Raw genomic sequence first — 16,597 nt, 5'->3', positions numbered from 1 at the left:
GGCTCGATCACACCCTTCCGAGGAGGCAGCCGTGCTGTTCCGCGTGCGTACGACGATGGCCGACCGTCCCGGGTCGCTGGCGACCCTGGCCCGGCACTGCGGCGAGCAGGGGGGTCAACATCCTCGGCCTGCAGATCTTCCCCGGCGTCGCCGGGGTGACCGACGAGCTGGTGCTCCGGGCACCCGACTCGTGGGGGATGGTCGACGTCGCCGAGCTGATCGAGGAGGCCGGCGGCGGCCAGGTCACGGTCGGCACGTGCACCGAGCACGCCCTGGTCGACGGCCCGATCCAGTACCTCCACGGCCTGCGCAGGCTGGCGCACGACTCGGCCACGCTCGCCGAGGTGCTGGGCCGGCTGCTCGACGCCACGCCGGCCTCCCCGCACGCGACCGACCTCAGCGCCGTCCAGGACACCCTCTCCGTCACGGTCGGCCCGCACCAGGTCGTGCTGCGACGTACCGCTCCGTTCACCGCCACCGAGCACGCCCGCGCGGTGGCCTTCGCCGAGGTGGCCTCCGAGCTGCTCACCCCCTCCCCGGCGTCCGACGAGGAGGGACCCGTCGCGCCGACGCCGGCGTCGCCCGACGCCCCGACCGTCCGGCTCGCGACGTTCGACGACACGGCGTCGCTGATCCGGATGCACGCCCGCTGCTCGGCGGACTCGGTCTACAGGCGCTACGCCACGCCGCTGGCCCGGATCGACGACCGGTTCGCCCGGCGCCTCCTGCTGGCCGGCAACGGCGCGCTGGTCGCGACGGTCGGCGACGAGGTCGTCGGCATCGCGTCCATCTCCACCTGCGAGAACGCCATCGCCGAGGTGTCGCTGCTCGTCGAGGACGGCTGGCAGCGCCGCGGGATCGGCACCCGGCTGCTCTCCGGCGCGGCCCGGCTGGCGCGGGGGCACGGCGCCGCCGACGTGGTGCTGCGCAGCCGCACCCACAACCCGGCGCTGATGTCGCTGGCGTTCGCGTCGGGGCTCCGGGCGCGGATCAGGCTCGACGGGGACACGGTCGTGGTCACGGTCGGGGTGGACGGCCTCAAGCCGCTCACCATGGTGCCGGCCGCAACGGCGCGGAAGGCATCGATCGCGGAGCAGTCGACGCCCGCCTGACACGATGGCGGGATGAGACCTCCCCAGGTGTTCGCCTGCTCGGGCCTGCGGCGCACCGACGACGACGAGCTGTCCAACCACCACCTCGTCGACCACGCGCTCTCGCTGGCCGGCGTGGCCTCGCCGCGGGTCTGCTTCGTGCCGACCGCGATGGGGGACGCCGCGGAGACCATCGCCGCGAAACGGCGCGACTTCGCCGAGCGGCACCCGCACGTCCGGTTCTCGGTGCTCACGCTGTTCCCGCAGCCGAACGTGCCCGACGTGCGCCGCCACCTCCTCGGCCAGGACCTGCTGTTCGTGGAGGGCGGCAGCGTCGTCAACCTGATGGCGGTGTGGCGGGCGCACGGGCTCGCCGCGGTGCTCCGGGAGTGCTGGCAGTCCGGGGTGGTGCTGGCCGGGGTGAGCGCCGGCAGCCTGTGCTGGCACCTCGGCGGTCCGACCGACTCCTACCGCGACGCGCTCGACCCGTTCGACGACGGGCTCGGGTTCCTGCCCTGGTCCAACGGCGTGCACGACGACGTCGCCGCGCAGCCCCGCCGGACGACGTACCGGCGGCTGGTCGCGACCGGGCAGCTGGCCGCGGGGTACGCCTCCGAGGACGGCGTCGGCCTGCACTACGTGGGCACCGAGCTGCGCGAGGCGGTCACCGTGCGGCGCGGGTCACAGGCCTGGTGGGTCGCGGCGGACGGTGACGGCGGACACGTCGAACGGGCGGTGCCGACCCGCTACCTGGGTGCCTAGACTGGAGGCTCCGCCCCCTGCACCGAGAAGGGCCTCATGGACCTCACCTCCGCCGGCGTCCCCGACAAGTTCGCCGCGATCGGCCTGACCTACGACGACGTGCTGCTCCTCCCCGGCGAGACCGACGTGGTCCCCAGCGAGGTCGACACCACCAGCAGGCTGACCCGCACGATCGACCTGCGGATCCCGCTGGTCTCCAGCGCGATGGACACCGTCACCGAGTCCCGCATGGCGATCGCGATGGCCCGCCAGGGCGGGATCGGCGTGCTGCACCGCAACCTGTCGATCGAGGACCAGGCCTACCAGGTCGACCTGGTGAAGCGGACCCAGACGGGGATGATCTCCAACCCGGTCACGATCCACCCCAAGGCGACGCTCGAGGAGCTCGACGAGATCTGCGGCCAGTACCGCGTCTCCGGGCTGCCCGTGGTCGACGAGGACCACCTGCTGCTCGGCATCATCACCAACCGCGACCTGCGCTTCGTGCCGGTCGCCGAGTGGGGCGACCGGCTGGTCGGCGACGTGATGACGCCGATGCCGCTGATCAGCGGCCACGAGGGCATCGAGCGCGAGGAGGCGACCCGGCTGCTGCGCCAGCACAAGCGCGAGCGGCTGCCGATCGTCGACGACGCCGGCCGGCTGGTCGGGCTGATCACGGTCAAGGACTTCGTGAAGTCCGAGCAGTTCCCCTACGCCTCCAACGACGCGGACGGCCGGCTGCTCGTCGGTGCGGCCATCGGCTACTTCGGGGACGCCTGGGAGCGCGCCACCACCCTGGTCGAGGCCGGCGTCGACGTGCTGGTGCCCGACGTGGCCAACGGTCACGCCCGGCTGATGCTGGAGATGATCAAGCGGCTCAAGAGCGACCCGGCCACCCGGCACGTCCAGGTGATCGGCGGCAACGTCGCCACCCGCGCGGGCGCGCAGGCGCTCGTCGACGCGGGTGTGGACGCCGTCAAGGTCGGCGTCGGCCCGGGCTCCATCTGCACGACGCGCGTGGTCGCGGGGGTCGGCGTCCCGCAGGTCACCGCGATCTACGAGGCGTCGCTGGCCTGCCAGCCGGCCGGCGTCCCGGTGATCGGCGACGGCGGCCTGCAGCACTCCGGCGACATCGCCAAGGCCCTGGTGGCCGGCGCGGACACCGTGATGGTCGGCTCCCTGCTGGCCGGCTGCGACGAGAGCCCCGGCGAGCTGATCTTCGTCAACGGCAAGCAGTTCAAGAGCTACCGCGGGATGGGCTCGATCGGCGCGATGGCCTCGCGCGGCAAGAAGTCGTTCTCCAAGGACCGCTACTTCCAGGCCGACGTGACCAGCGACGACAAGATCGTCCCCGAGGGCATCGAGGGGCAGGTCGCCTACCGCGGCCCGCTGTCCGCGGTGGCCCACCAGCTCGTCGGTGGTCTGCACCAGTCGATGTTCTACGTCGGCGCGCGCACCGTCCCCGAGCTGCAGCAGCGCGGGCAGTTCGTCCGGATCACGCCGGCCGGGCTCAAGGAGAGCCACCCGCACGACATCCAGATGACCGTCGAGGCGCCGAACTACTCCGGGCGCTGAGCTACCCGGGGCGCTGAGCCCCGCGCACGTCGACCGGCTCGAGCAGCCGGTGCGGCGTGCGCAGCGCCAGCGAGACCTGGTCGTCGCGGACGGACGGGTCGGCGCCGGGACCGGGCCGGGTGAGCAGGTCCTCGGGCCCGGGCAGGGTGCCGCACGCCGGGCACCGGCCGGTGCGGTCCACCCGGGTGCCGCAGGCCTCGTGCTCGAACAGCCGGCGCGGGCCGCGCGGCGCGAGCTCCGCGTCGCCCCACTGGGCCAGGGCGAACAGCGCGGGCCACAGGCCGCGCGCCCGCTCGGTCACGACGTACTCCGCGTGGCCGGTGCCGGCGCGCTCGAGCAGGCCCGCCTCCACCAGCCCGGCCAGCCGCTGGGTGAGCACCGCCCGCGAGATGTCGAGGTGCGCGGCGAAGTCGGAGAACCGGCGGACGCCGAGGAAGCAGTCCCGCAGGATCAGCATCGTCCAGCGCTCCCCGACCACCTCCAGGGTGCGGGCCAGCGAGCAGTCCTGCCGTGCGTAGTCGATGCCGAGTGCCATGCCACCACCGTAGCGCACTTGGTCTGGTGAACGAACCAAAGCCTGGTAGTCTGCTGGGCATGTCCCGCGCCGACGCGTCACCCCCCGCCACGGCTGCCTCCGCCTCCGCAGCGCCGACCGGTCACCGGCCCGGTGCCCAGCTGACGGTCGCGGCCCTCGGCACCCTGCTGACCCTGGTCGCCTTCACCGCCCCGATCGCGACGCTGAACAGCACCGCGGCCACGCTCGGGGCGGGGACCTCGGGGCGGACCTGGATCCTCAGCTCGATGAGCATCGGGCTGGGTGCGGCCCTGCTGTCCACCGGCACGCTGTCCGACGACTTCGGCCGGCGCCGCACCTTCGCGGCCGGGATGGCCGTGCTGGTGCTCGGCTCGGTGCTCGCCGCCCTCGCGCCCGGGACCCTGCTGTTCGTGGCGGCGCGGGTGCTGCAGGGCCTCGGCGGGGCGGCCGTGGTGGCTTCCAGCCTCGGCATCATCGCGGCGACGTACGCCCCCCGGCCCGGCCCGCGCGGCGGCCAGCGGCGTGTGGGGCGCCAGCGTGGGCGCCGGGATCGCCGTGGGGCCGCTGCTCTCGGCCTCCCTCGACCTGGTCGCCTCCTGGCGCGACGCCTACTGGGTGCTCGCGGTGGCGGGCGCCGCGGTCACGGTCGCGGCGCTCCGGGTGGTGCACGAGTCACGCTCGGCGCAGCCCCGGCCCCTGGACCTGCCTGGCTTGTTGCTGCTCGCCGGCGGGATGAGCGCGCTGCTCGCCGCCCTGGTCGAGGGGCGGGAGGGCTGGACGGCCCCCCTGGTCCTCGTGCTCGCGGTCGCGGCCGTGGTGCTGCTCGGCGCGTTCGTGGCGGTTGAGCGCCGCAGCCCCGCCGCGATGCTCGACCTCGCGCTGTTCCGGCACCCGCCCTTCGTGGCCGCGACGGTCGCCGCGCTGGCCACCGGTGCCGGGGTGATCGCCCTGACGTCGTACCTGCCCGGCTTCGCCGGCCGCGCCCTCGGCATCTCCGCGCTCAGCGCCTCGCTGCTGATGCTGCTGTGGTCCGGCTCCAGCGTGGTCACCGCGCTGCTGGCCCGCCGGATCCCGGCGCGGGTGTCCGGGCGGACCCAGCTGGCCCTCGGGCTGCTCGGCGTCGCCGTGGGCCAGGCGATGCAGCACGGCGTCGACGTGGACTCGACCTGGGTGCGCTTCGTGCCCGGCCTGCTGGTCGCCGGCGTGGCCAGCGGCGTGCTGAACGCCGCGCTGGGCCGCGAGGCGGTGGCCAGCGTCCCGGACGGCCGCGGGAGCGTCGGCAGCGGCGCCAACAACACCGCGCGGTACGTCGGCTCGGCGGTCGGGGTCACGGTCGTGTCGGTGATCGCCGCCGGGGCCACCACGCCCGCCGGCCTGGTCGCCGGGTGGAACCACGCGGCCGTGGTGACCGCGGCGGTCTCCGTGGTGGGCGCGCTCGTGGTGCTCGCCGCCCGGACGCGAGGAACCGCCCCGCAGCGATGAGTCCCGGCCGGTCCGCCGGTCTACGTTCCTGACACCACCGACCGAGGAGCGGCCACCATGGGCAGGATCGTCTCGAACTTCTTCATCTCGATGGACGGCGTCGTGGAGCGACCCGACCAGTGGCACTTCGGCTACTTCGACGACGAGATGGGCGAGGTCGTCGGCTCGGGGATGGCGAGCACCCGGGCGATCCTGATGGGCAGGACGCTGTACGACGAGTGGTCGCAGTACTGGCCGGACCAGGGCGACGAGGACTTCGGCGGCGTGATCAACCCGATGCCGAAGTACGTCCTGGCCCACGAGCCGTTCGAGGCCCGGTGGCAGAACACCACGGTCCTGTCCGGGGTCGACGACGCGGCGGTCGCCGAGCAGGTGCGCGCGCTCAAGGAGCGGACCGCCGACGGCGAGGTCACGATGTCGGGCAGCGCCACGACCGTGCGCTGGCTGATCGCCCAGGGCCTGCTCGACGAGCTCGCGCTGCTGGTGCACCCGGTCGCGGTCGCCACCGGCCAGCGGCTCTTCGAGGGGACCGGGACCGTCCCGCTGGAGCTGACCGAGAGCCGGGCCCTGGCCAGCGGCGTGCTGCTGGTCCGCTACGCGCCCGTCTACTCCTGACTCCTGGCCGGTCCGGCGGCCCCGATAGGCTCGCTGGCATGGACATCGAGATCGGTCGCGCCAAGCGCGGACGCCGCGCGTACTCGTTCGACGACCTCGCGATCGTGCCGTCGCGCCGCACGCGGGACCCCGAGGAGGTGTCGGTGGCCTGGCAGATCGACGCCTACCGGTTCGACCTGCCGATCATGGCGGCGCCGATGGACTCGGTGATGTCGCCGCAGACCGCGGTCGCGTTCGGCAAGCACGGCGGCCTCGGCGTGCTCGACCTCGAGGGCCTGTGGACCCGGTACGACGACCCGAGCGGCCTGCTCGCGGAGGTCGCCGGGCTCGACGGCCCGCGGGCCACCGCCCGGCTCCAGGAGATCTACGCCGAGCCGATCCGGCCCGAGCTGATCACCGCCCGGCTCAAGGAGATGCGCGAGTCCGGCGTGACCGTGGCCGGCTCGCTGTCCCCGCAGCGCACCAAGGAGTTCGCCAAGACGGTCGTCGACGCCGGCTGCGACATGTTCGTGATCCGCGGGACGACGGTGTCGGCTGAGCACGTCTCCGGCCAGGCCGAGCCGCTGAACCTCAAGGAGTTCATCTACGAGCTCGACGTCCCGGTCATCGTCGGTGGCTGTGCGACGTACCAGGCGGCGCTGCACCTGATGCGCACCGGCGCGGCCGGCGTGCTGGTCGGCTTCGGCGGCGGCGCCGCGCACACCACCCGCACGGTCCTGGGCATCTCCGTGCCGATGGCCTCGGCCGTCGCCGACGTCGCGGCCGCCCGCCGCGACTATCTCGACGAGTCCGGCGGCCGCTACGTGCACGTGATCGCGGACGGCTCGATCGGCCGCTCCGGCGACCTCGCCAAGGCGGTGGCCTGCGGCGCGGACGCCGTGATGGTCGGCTCGCCGCTCGCCCGCGCCGCCGAGGCGCCGGGCCACGGCTACCACTGGGGCTCCGAGGCCTGGCACCCGCACCTGCCGCGCGGCGAGCGCATCGAGATGGGCACCGTCGGGACGCTCGAGGAGATCCTGTTCGGCCCGTCCCGGACCGCCGACGGGACCATGAACCTGGTCGGTGCGCTGCGCCGGGCGATGGCCACCACCGGCTACACCGAGCTCAAGGAGTTCCAGCGGGTCGAGGTCGTCGTCTCGTGACCCGGGCCCCGGGCCGACTGAGGCTGGCCGCCGGGCAGGCCGTGTCCGTGCCCGGGGACCTCGCGACCAACGTCGCGACGGCGGTGTCGCTGGTGCGCGACGCGGCCGACCAGGGCGCCCGGGTCGTGGTGCTGCCCGAGCTGTTCCTCACAGGCTACGACGAGGCCGCCTGGACGCACGACGCGTCGCTCGACCTCGACGACGCCGCCCTCGAGCCGCTGTCGGAGGTGGCGCGGTCCCGGTCGGTGGTCGTGGTCGTCGGGGCCGCCGTACGACGGGCGGTCGACCCTGCGACAGGCTCGGGACGGCACGCGTCCACGCTGTCGGTGCTGGTCGTCGACCCGGAGGGCGAGGTCACCGCGCCGTACGACAAGCAGCACCTGTCCGGCCCGGAGCGGGACTTCTTCACGCCGGGCGACCACGGAGCCACGATCGTCGTCGACGGCTGGGAGCTCGCGCTCGGGGTCTGCTACGACGGCTGCTTCCCCGAGCACGCCCTGGCGGCGACCGCGGGCGGCGCCGCGGCGTACCTCGTGCCCGCCGCCTACTACGTCGGGGCCGAGCACCGTCGGGACGTCTACTACGCCGCGCGGGCGCTCGACAACGGGATCTACGTCGCGTTCGCCGGGCTGACCGGGACCTGCGGGACCGGCTCGTTCAGCGGCGGCACGGCGGTCTACGACCCCGAGGGCCGACCCGTGCGGCGGCTCGGCCTCGAGCCGGGCGTCGTGGTCGCCGACCTCGACGCCGACGAGGTGGCGCGCGTGCAGCGCGAGCACCCGATGGCCACGGACCGGCGCGACTCGCTGGGCCCGCGGACCCGGGTCGTGCTCGCCGGCTGACCCCGCCGACCACCGGCCCGGGCACCTCCCGGCCACCTCCCGGCCGCCTCCCGGTCCCTCGGGGGGAGCTGGTCTGGTGCGGGGTTTGTGCCCCTCCCGCGCGGGGAACTGCCCCGAGAGGTGCGGTTCCCACGTCCTCACCACGACCAACGCCGTTCCGGCGGGTTCACCCGCTTGGGGGGTTCCGGGAGCAGATGAGGGGTTCGCACCTGACCTGATGGAGCCATTGCCGCAATGGTCGCCACGGTCAAGGCTGTGGGGGTCGGTGCACATCGGGTCCCGGGGGACGGGGCCCGCAGCAGGTTGCCGACCGGGTCGTGCGGACGGGGCACGCCCGAGAGTGAGAGGTGGGGAAGTACATGGATCTACCTGATTCGTCGGAGGTGCTGCTGAAGCCGGCCGAAGTCGCGGCCCTGTTCAGCGTCGACCCGAAGACCGTCTCCAGCTGGGGAGACATGGGCAAGCTGACCGTCATCCGGACCCTGGGCGGGCACCGTCGTTACCTCGAGTCCGAGGTCATGGCGCTGCGCAAGGTCTCGCTGCCGCGCCAGCGCAAGGAGGACTGAACGGCTGCGACCGGGCGCGCGGGGCCGCGCCGATAGCCTGGTGCTCCGACGACGCAGAGGGGTCCGATGAGCACCGCCCTGAACCCGCAGCACCGCTCGGCGTCCCTGGACGCGCTCGCCACGTTCGAGGTCGACGTCCTGGTCGTCGGCGGGGGAGTGGTGGGCGCGGGCACGGCGCTCGACGCCGTCACCCGCGGCCTGACGACCGGTCTGGTCGAGCAGCGCGACTTCGCCTCCGGCACCTCGTCGCGGTCGAGCAAGCTGGTGCACGGTGGCCTGCGCTACCTCGAGATGCTCGACTTCGGGCTGGTCCGGGAGGCCCTCGAGGAGCGCGGCCTGCTGCTGACCCGGCTGGCCCCGCACCTCGTCCGCCCGGTGCCCTTCCTCTACCCGCTCACCCACCACGGCTGGGAGCGTCCGTACGTCGGCGCCGGCCTCGCGCTCTACGACGCGATGGCGATGGCCGGGAAGTACGACATGGGGGTGCCCCGGCACCGGCACCTCAGCCGCCGGGGGGCGCTGCGGCTCGCGCCGGACCTGCGGCCCGACGCCCTGGTCGGCGCGATCCGCTACTACGACGCCCAGGTCGACGACGCCCGGCACACCATGATGCTGGCCCGCACCGCCGCCACCCACGGCGCGCACGTCGCGAGCCGCACCAAGGTGGTCGCCTTCCTGCGCGAGGGCGAGCGGGTGACCGGCGCCCGGGTCGTCGACCTGGAGACCGGTCGCGAGATCGACGTGCACGCGCGGGTGGTGGTGAACGCCGCCGGCGTCTGGACCAACGACATCCAGGAGCTCGTCGGCGGCCGCGGCTCGCTCCGGGTCCAAGCCAGCAAGGGGATCCACCTCGTCGTACCGCGTGACCGGATCCGCTCCGAGACCGGGCTGATCCTGCGCACCGAGAAGTCCGTGCTGTTCGTGATCCCGTGGGGCCGGCACTGGATCATCGGCACCACCGACACCCCCTGGGACCTGGACAAGGCGCACCCGGCGGCGTCCCGGGCGGACATCGACTACCTGCTCGGGCACGTCAACCAGGTGCTCAAGGAGCCGCTGACCCACGCCGACGTCGAGGGCGTCTACGCCGGGCTCCGGCCGCTCGCGTCCGGCCAGTCCGAGCCGACCAGCCGCATCTCGCGGGAGCACACCGTCGTGGCGCCGGTGCCCGGGCTGGTGATGATCGCCGGCGGGAAGTACACGACCTACCGCGTGATGGGCCGCGACGCCGTCGACGCCGCGGTGCACTCGCTCGGCGGCACCGTGCCGCCCAGCGTCACCGACGTCGTCCGGCTCGTCGGGGCCGACGGCTTCGAGACCCGCACCAACCAGCGCGAGTCGCTCGCCCGCCGCTCGGGCCTGCACGTCGCGCGCATCGACCACCTGCTCGGCCGGTACGGCGGCCTCGTCGACGAGCTGCTCGAGCTGGTCGACGTACGACCCGACCTGGCGGCGCCGCTCGCCGGGACCGAGGACTACCTGCGCGCGGAGGTCGTCTACGCCGTCAGCCACGAGGGCGCCCGGCACCTCGACGACGTGCTCACCCGGCGCACCCGGATCTCCATCGAGACCTTCGACAGGGGCGTGCACGCGGCCCGTCCCGCCGCCGAGCTGATGGCCGGCGAGCTCGGCTGGGACCAGGCCCGCCTCGACGAGGAGGTCGACCACTACCTGCGCCGGGTCGAGGCGGAGCGGCAGAGCCAGCTCGCCCTCACCGACCAGGAGGCCGACGAGGCCCGGGTCGCCGCCCCCGACATCGTCTGAGGCCCGGGTCGGCCCTGCGGGAGGCCCGGGTCGGTCCTGCCTGAGGCCCGGGTCGGCTTGTGGGGGTGGGTGGGGTTCTTGCAGGTTTGTGCAGGTGCGCAACTTGACGGCTACCCGGCGCGCACCAGGGGGTGCAGGCTCGGCCTTCGGTCCGGAACCTGTACTGCTCCGGACCACGTCGGAACCGGAGATCCCGGCGTCCGAGGTAGAGAAAGGCACGTGCGTGAAGCGAGCACCTCTCGGATCCAGCGCCCGGGCGATCGGACTGGTCGGCATCGCCGCCCTGGCGATCAGCCCCCTGGCCCTCACCGTCCCGGCCCAGGCCACCAGCCCGACCGCGGCCACCGCCGCCGCGGCCCCGCAGGCGGGCCGGCCGGACCCCTCCTTCGGCCCCGCCGACCGGCGTGCGGCGATCGCCGAGGCGAAGCAGGACCGCGACGCCACCGCGGACCGGCTGCGGCTCGGCGACCGGGAGGCCCTCGTCGTCAAGGACGTCCTGCGGGACGCCGACGGAACCGAGCACACCCGCTACAACCGGACCTTCGACGGGCTGCCGGTCATCGGCGGTGACCTGGTCGTCGCGCAGACCGACGCCGGCAAGCTCACCGTGACCCGCGCCAACCGCGACCGGATCGCGGTCCCGACCACCGACGCGTCGGTCACCGGCAAGGCCGCGAAGTCCGACGCGGCCCGGCGCACCGACCTGAAGGCCGGCACCGCCGCCCCGGTCAAGGTCGTGTACGCCGCGCAGCACGCACCGGTCCTCGCCTGGCAGACGGTCGTCACCGGCACCGAGGAGGACGGCACCCCGGTCCGCGACCTCGTCTACACCGACGCCAAGACCGGCAAGCAGCTGGCGCGGCTGCCCCAGATCATGGACGCCACCGGTTCGGGCTCGTCGCTCTACAGCGGGACCGTCCCCCTGCAGACCGTGCTCAGCGGCTCGACCTACCAGCTCACCGACTCGACGCGCGGCGGCCACAAGACCTACGACGCGACCGGGATCACCAGCGAGACCGACTACCGCACCGGCACGCTGTTCACCGACGCCGACAACGCGTGGGGAACCGGCACCACCTCGAGCAAGCAGTCCGCCGCGGTCGACGCGGCGTACGGCGCGGCCGAGACGTGGGACATGTACAAGGCGCACTTCAACCGCACCGGCATCCGCAACGACGGTGTCGCGGCGTTCTCCCGCGTGCACTTCGGCAACAGCTACGAGAACGCCTTCTGGGACGACTCGTGCTTCTGCATGACCTACGGCGACGGCGGCACGACGTTCAACCCGCTCACCTCGCTCGACGTGGCCGGCCACGAGATGTCGCACGGCGTCACCGCGGCGACCTCGGGCCTGAACTACTCCGGCGACGCCGGCGGCCTCAACGAGTCCACGTCCGACGTGTTCGGCACGATGGTGGAGTTCGAGGCGGCCAACGCCAACGACCCCGGTGACTACTACATCGGCGAGAAGATCGCCAAGAACGGCACCTACCTGCGGCGGATGGACAACCCGTCCCTCGACGGCGGCTCCAAGAACTGCTGGACCTCGACGGTCGGCAACCTCGACCCGCACTACTCCTCCGGCGTCGGCAACCACCTGTTCTACCTGCTCGCCGAGGGCACCGGCTCGAAGACGATCGGCGGCCGGGCGCACAGCGCGACCACCTGCAACAGCACCACGCTGGCCGGCATCGGCCGGGACCAGGCCGCCGCGATCTGGTACCGCGCGATGTCGACCTACTGGACCTCCACGACCACCTACCCGCAGGCCGCCAACGGCCAGGTCAAGGCCGCCAAGGACCTGTACGGCGCCGGCTCCACGCAGTGCACCGCCACGGTGAACGCCTGGAAGGGCGTCGCGGTCACCCCGACCGAGACCTGCGGCACCACCACGCCGCCGCCCACCGGCGGCAACCTGGTCGCCAACCCGGGCTTCGAGTCGGGGGCCGCGTCCTGGACCCAGACCTCCGGCGTCATCACCAACACCGGGGCCACCCCGCACGCCGGGTCGTACTTCGCCTGGCTCGACGGCTACGGCACGACGCACACCGACTCGGTCGCCCAGACGGTGACGGTCCCGGCCGCGTCCGCCGCGACCCTGTCGTTCTACCTGTCGATCTCCAGTGACGAGACGACCGCCTCGACGGCCTACGACACCCTCAAGGTGCAGGTGACGCCGAGCGGCGGTGCGACGACGACGCTCGCGACGTACTCCAACCTCAACAAGGGCACCGGGTACGTCGCCCGGTCGGTGAACCTCGCGGCCTACACCGGCAAGACCGTGACCGTGAAGTTCCTCGGCGTCGAGGACTCCTCGGCGGCGACCAGCTTCCTGGTCGACGACGTGTCCCTCACCACCGGCTGACCGACCCACCTCGGGCAGGGCGAACGCAGCGGGCGCCGGCAGACCTCGGTCTGCCGGCGCCCGCCGTCGTGCGGTGGGGTGCGGTCAGCGGCGCGAGAAGCGGCTGACGCGGGTGCGTCGTGCGAGGGCGACCTGGCTGCGGTCGCGCGCGTCGCGCTGACGGTCCGCGATGGCGGACGAGGCGATGTAGAGCATGTGGGCGGAGGCGTTCCCCGTAGACATTCTTGACCAACTACTTCTCTGCGAGACGGTGTGGGGGAGGGCTCTCCCCGCTGACTAAATGTTAGCGCGACTGTAAACGGCATACCCGCAGAATGGTCCCTACAGGCGGGTGATCTGCCTCTCGTCGGGGAGGCCCGCCCGGCGGACCTCGGTTACCCGGGGGTAGTCACTGAGACCGTGGTCACATACTCTCGGTATATGAGCGTTCAGCCGGACCCCGCCGTCAAGGACCCCAGCACCGACCCCACCGCGAGCTACGCGCTCGAGCCGGCGTTCGTCCAGGCGCTGACGGACCGCATCGTGTCCAGCACCGGCCGGAGCGTGCCGACCTACTGCCCGTTCAACGGGCAGCCGATCGGCACCGTCCCGCAGTCCTCGGCCGACGACGTCGCCGAGGCGTTCCGCCGGGCCCGCCGGGCGCAGCAGCGGTGGGCGCGGACCAGCCTCGACGAGCGCCAGGCGGTCCTGCTGCGGCTGCACGACCTGATCTTCGACCGGCAGTCCGAGATCGCCGACGTGATCTGCTGGGAGTCCGGCAAGGCCCGCAAGGACGCGTACGACGAGCCGCTGCACGTCGCGCTGACCGCCCGCTACTACGGCCGGACCGGCCACCGGCACCTCGACACGAAGCGGGTCGCCGGCGTCGTACCGGGGCTGACCCGGGTCGAGGTCAACCGGGTCCCCAAGGGGGTCGTCGGCGTGATCTCGCCGTGGAACTACCCGTTCACCCTGGCGCTGTGCGACGGCCTGCCGGCGCTGCTCGCGGGCAACGCCGTCGTGCACAAGCCCGACGCCCAGACCATGCTCACCGCCCTGCTCGGCGTGCAGCTGCTCGAGGAGGCCGGCTTCCCCAAGGACCTGTGGCAGGTGGTGGCCGGCCCCGGCAGCGAGATCGGGCCCGAGCTGATCGGCCGCTCGGACTACGTCTGCTTCACCGGGTCGACGGCCACCGGCAAGGCCGTCGCGCAGCAGTGCGCCGACCGGCTGGTCGGCTGCTCGCTCGAGCTCGGCGGCAAGAACCCGATCCTGGTGCTGCGCGACGCCGACCTCGACCGCGCGGCCGAGGGGGCGGTCCGGGCCAGCTTCTCCAACGCCGGCCAGCTCTGCGTCTCCACCGAGCGGATGTTCGTCGCCGACCAGGTCTACGACCGCTTCGTGGCCCGCTTCGTGGCCCGGGTCAAGGCGATGCGGCTGCAGCCGGGCCTGGCCTGGGGCAGCGACATGGGCTCGCTGATCTCGCAGGCCCAGCTCGACGCGACCGCCGCGCACGTCGAGGACGCGCGGTCCAAGGGCGCCCGGGTGCTCGCCGGCGGGCGGGCCCGTCCCGACCTCGGGCCCTACTTCTACGAGCCCACCGTGCTCGAGGGCGTCACGCCGGACATGGCCTGCTTCGGCGAGGAGACGTTCGGGCCGGTCGTCGCGGTCTACCGGTTCTCCGAGGAGTCCGACGCCGTCGCCCGCGCCAACGAGGGGGGACTACGGCCTGAACGCGAGCGTCTACACGCGCGACGGCGCCCGTGGCCGCGCGGTCGCCCGGCAGGTCCGGTGCGGCACCGTCAACGTCAACGAGGCGTTCGCGGCGACGTTCGCGAGCATCGACGCCCCGATGGGCGGCATGCGCGAGTCCGGCCTGGGACGGCGTCAGGGGGCCGAGGGCGTGCTGCGCTACACCGAGACCCAGTCGGTGGCCACCCAGCGGCTGCTCCGCTTCGGCCCGATGCTCGGGCTCTCCGACGAGCGCTACGCGAAGGTGATGACCGCGCAGCTGCGGCTGCTGAAGAAGCTGGGTCGGGCATGAGCGAGCCCGACTTCGACGTCCTGGTCATCGGGTCCGGGTTCGGCGGGTCGGTCACCGCGCTGCGGCTCACCGAGAAGGGCTACCGCGTCGGGGTGCTCGAGGCCGGTGCGCGGTTCGCCGACGAGGACCTGCCGGCCACGTCGTGGGACCTCAAGAAGTACCTCTTCCGGCCCGAGGTCGGCTGTTACGGCATCCAGCGCGTGGACGCCCTCAAGGACTGCATGATCGTGTCCGGAGCCGGCGTCGGCGGCGGCTCGCTGGTCTACGCCAACACCCTCTACGAGCCCCCGCAGCCGTTCTACGACGACCCGCAGTGGCGGCACATCACGGACTGGAAGCGCGAGCTCGCGCCGTTCTACGACCAGGCCAAGCGGATGCTCGGCGTCGTCGAGAACCCGCTGCGCACGCCGGCCGACGACGTGATGGAGAAGGTCGCCACCGACATGGGCGTCGGCGACACCTTCCACCCGACGCCGGTCGGGGTGTTCTTCGGACGCCCCGGCCAGGCACAGGGCGAGCGGGTCGCCGACCCTTACTTCGGCGGCGCCGGACCCGAGCGGAAGACCTGCATCGGCTGCGGCGAGTGCATGTCCGGATGCCGGCACAACGCCAAGAACACCCTGGTCAAGAACTACCTCTACCTCGCCGAGCAGAACGGCGCCCGGGTGCTGCCGCTGACGACGGTGACCCGGGTCTCCCCGCGGACCGGCGGCGGGTACGACGTACGCGTGCGGTTCACCAAGGCCAAGGCGCGCCGACGGTCCGCGACCCGGACGCTGACCGCCACCCAGGTGGTGTTCTCGGCGTCCTCGCTCGGGACCCAGCGGCTGCTGCACCGGATGCGCGACGAGGGCCACCTGCCGCGCGTCTCGCCGCGGCTCGGCTACCTCTCGCGCACCAACTCCGAGTCCATCCTCGGCGCGATCGCGCCGGACACGCAGGTCGACTACAGCCAGGGCGTCGCGATCACGTCGAGCTTCCACCCCGACGAGCACACGCACATCGAGCCGTGCCGCTACGGCAAGGGCAGCAACGCGATGTCGCTGATGCAGACGGTGCTCACCGACGGCGACGGCCCCGCGCCGCGCTGGCGGACCTGGGCGAAGGAGATGTGGAAGGAGCGCGGCAGCGTCCGCGACCTGTACGACGTCCGGCACTGGTCCGAGCGCACGGTGATCGCGCTGGTCATGCAGACCATCGACAACTCCATCACGGTGTTCTCCCGGCGCAGCCGGCTCACCGGCCGGTGGCACCTCACCTCGCGGCAGGGGCACGGCGTCCCCAACCCCACCTGGATCCCGGTCGCCAACCAGGTGGTGCGATCGATGGCCGAGATCGTCGGCGGCAAGCCCGGCGGCTCGATCGGCGAGCCGTTCAACCGGCCGTTGACGGCGCACTTCATCGGCGGCTGCACCATCGGCGACGGACCGGAGACCGGGGTGGTCGACGCCTACCAGCGGATGTACGGCCACCCGGGGCTGCACGTCGTCGACGGCTCGGCGATCTCGGCCAACCTCGGGGTGAACCCGTCCCTGACGATCACCGCCCAGGCCGAGCGGGCGATGGCCTTCTGGCCGAACAAGGGCGAGGCCGACCCGCGACCGGTCCTCGGGTCGACGTACCAGCGCCTCGCGCCGGTGGTCCCGGCCCACCCGGTCGTCCCGGACTCCGCGCCCGGCGCCCTGCGGCTGCCGATCGTCTCGGTCACCTGACCGAACCCCCGGTCAACGGCCTCAGGGCCCGACCGGAGGGAGGGTGGTCGGGCCCTGAGCGGTCCACGCAGCTGCACGGACGCGGGATCCGGTGCCTGGGAGGGAGATCGTGCCCACCGGATCCGTCCTGCTCAACGAGGCCCGGTC

At 73.1% G+C, this 16,597-nt stretch carries 14 protein-coding genes and 2 pseudogenes; 14 read left to right on the top strand and 2 right to left on the bottom strand.

What is annotated here, in order from left to right; genetic code table 11:
* Window positions 1-155: 155 nt before the first annotated feature.
* Genes KRR39_RS15410 through guaB form a run of 3 tightly spaced genes read left to right on the top strand, consistent with a single transcriptional unit; the run spans window position 156 to window position 3,407 of the window.
* On the top strand, window positions 156-1,112 hold the full coding sequence (locus KRR39_RS15410) for a GNAT family N-acetyltransferase (RefSeq protein WP_216938232.1): 957 nt from the start codon (window positions 156-158) through the stop codon (window positions 1,110-1,112).
* A gap of 12 nt (window positions 1,113-1,124) precedes the next feature.
* The gene (locus KRR39_RS15405) at window positions 1,125-1,853 is read left to right on the top strand and encodes a Type 1 glutamine amidotransferase-like domain-containing protein (protein ID WP_216938231.1); all 729 of its coding nucleotides are present in this window, start codon (window positions 1,125-1,127) and stop codon (window positions 1,851-1,853) included.
* A gap of 36 nt (window positions 1,854-1,889) precedes the next feature.
* Window positions 1,890-3,407: an IMP dehydrogenase gene (gene guaB / locus KRR39_RS15400; RefSeq protein WP_216938229.1), complete on the top strand. Its 1,518-nt coding sequence runs from the start codon at window positions 1,890-1,892 to the stop codon at window positions 3,405-3,407.
* A gap of 1 nt (window position 3,408) precedes the next feature.
* Here the strand turns inward: guaB and KRR39_RS15395 are convergent, their stop codons facing one another.
* Window positions 3,409-3,942, bottom strand: coding sequence for a winged helix-turn-helix transcriptional regulator (locus KRR39_RS15395; protein ID WP_216938228.1), 534 nt, complete (start codon window positions 3,940-3,942; stop codon window positions 3,409-3,411).
* 59 nt (window positions 3,943-4,001) lie between these two features.
* Between KRR39_RS15395 and KRR39_RS26205 the strand changes: the two are divergent.
* From KRR39_RS26205 to KRR39_RS15360, 8 genes and pseudogenes are all read left to right on the top strand, one after another.
* Window positions 4,002-4,376, top strand: a pseudogene (locus KRR39_RS26205) (MFS transporter); the annotation flags it as partial.
* A gap of 88 nt (window positions 4,377-4,464) precedes the next feature.
* On the top strand, window positions 4,465-5,424 hold the full coding sequence (locus tag KRR39_RS15390) for an MFS transporter (RefSeq protein WP_367303676.1): 960 nt from the start codon (window positions 4,465-4,467) through the stop codon (window positions 5,422-5,424).
* A 57-nt stretch (window positions 5,425-5,481) separates the two neighbouring features.
* Window positions 5,482-6,039 (top strand): dihydrofolate reductase family protein, encoded by a 558-nt coding sequence (locus KRR39_RS15385; RefSeq protein WP_216938226.1) that lies wholly within the window; start codon window positions 5,482-5,484, stop codon window positions 6,037-6,039.
* A gap of 38 nt (window positions 6,040-6,077) precedes the next feature.
* Window positions 6,078-7,181, top strand: a complete 1,104-nt coding sequence (locus KRR39_RS15380) for a GuaB3 family IMP dehydrogenase-related protein (RefSeq protein ID WP_216938224.1) — start codon at window positions 6,078-6,080, stop codon at window positions 7,179-7,181.
* Window positions 7,178-8,023 (top strand): carbon-nitrogen hydrolase family protein, encoded by an 846-nt coding sequence (locus KRR39_RS15375; protein ID WP_216938222.1) that lies wholly within the window; start codon window positions 7,178-7,180, stop codon window positions 8,021-8,023. Before KRR39_RS15380 ends, KRR39_RS15375 begins: the two co-directional genes overlap by 4 nt.
* Window positions 8,024-8,370: 347 nt before the next feature.
* Window positions 8,371-8,589: a BldC family transcriptional regulator gene (locus KRR39_RS15370; RefSeq protein ID WP_302053506.1), complete on the top strand. Its 219-nt coding sequence runs from the start codon at window positions 8,371-8,373 to the stop codon at window positions 8,587-8,589.
* A gap of 66 nt (window positions 8,590-8,655) precedes the next feature.
* The gene (locus KRR39_RS15365; protein ID WP_216938220.1) at window positions 8,656-10,353 is read left to right on the top strand and encodes a glycerol-3-phosphate dehydrogenase/oxidase; all 1,698 of its coding nucleotides are present in this window, start codon (window positions 8,656-8,658) and stop codon (window positions 10,351-10,353) included.
* Between the two features lie 223 nt (window positions 10,354-10,576).
* Window positions 10,577-12,718 (top strand): M4 family metallopeptidase, encoded by a 2,142-nt coding sequence (locus tag KRR39_RS15360; protein WP_216938219.1) that lies wholly within the window; start codon window positions 10,577-10,579, stop codon window positions 12,716-12,718.
* Window positions 12,719-12,802: 84 nt separating this feature from the next.
* On the opposite strand, the gene KRR39_RS15355 is transcribed toward KRR39_RS15360, so the two are convergent.
* Window positions 12,803-12,940, bottom strand: a complete 138-nt coding sequence (locus tag KRR39_RS15355) for a hypothetical protein (RefSeq protein WP_216938217.1) — start codon at window positions 12,938-12,940, stop codon at window positions 12,803-12,805.
* 198 nt (window positions 12,941-13,138) lie between these two features.
* Here KRR39_RS15355 and KRR39_RS15350 point away from each other — a divergent pair.
* The 3 genes and pseudogenes from KRR39_RS15350 to KRR39_RS15345 form a co-directional block, all read left to right on the top strand.
* Window positions 13,139-14,353 (top strand): annotated as a pseudogene (locus KRR39_RS15350) (succinic semialdehyde dehydrogenase); the annotation flags it as partial.
* Window positions 14,354-14,423: 70 nt separating this feature from the next.
* Window positions 14,424-14,738 (top strand): aldehyde dehydrogenase family protein, encoded by a 315-nt coding sequence (locus KRR39_RS26200; RefSeq protein ID WP_367303747.1) that lies wholly within the window; start codon window positions 14,424-14,426, stop codon window positions 14,736-14,738.
* Window positions 14,735-16,450, top strand: a complete 1,716-nt coding sequence (locus KRR39_RS15345) for a GMC oxidoreductase (protein WP_216938215.1) — start codon at window positions 14,735-14,737, stop codon at window positions 16,448-16,450. The genes KRR39_RS26200 and KRR39_RS15345 overlap by 4 nt, the downstream gene beginning before the upstream one ends.
* Window positions 16,451-16,597 lie beyond the last annotated feature (147 nt).

Origin of the sequence: Nocardioides panacis (assembly GCF_019039255.1) — a bacterium.
GTDB classification, from domain to species: domain Bacteria; phylum Actinomycetota; class Actinomycetes; order Propionibacteriales; family Nocardioidaceae; genus Nocardioides_B; species Nocardioides_B panacis.
The sequence above is the reverse complement of the archived record's forward strand: the minus strand, read 5'-3'. Positions and strand labels throughout refer to the sequence as shown.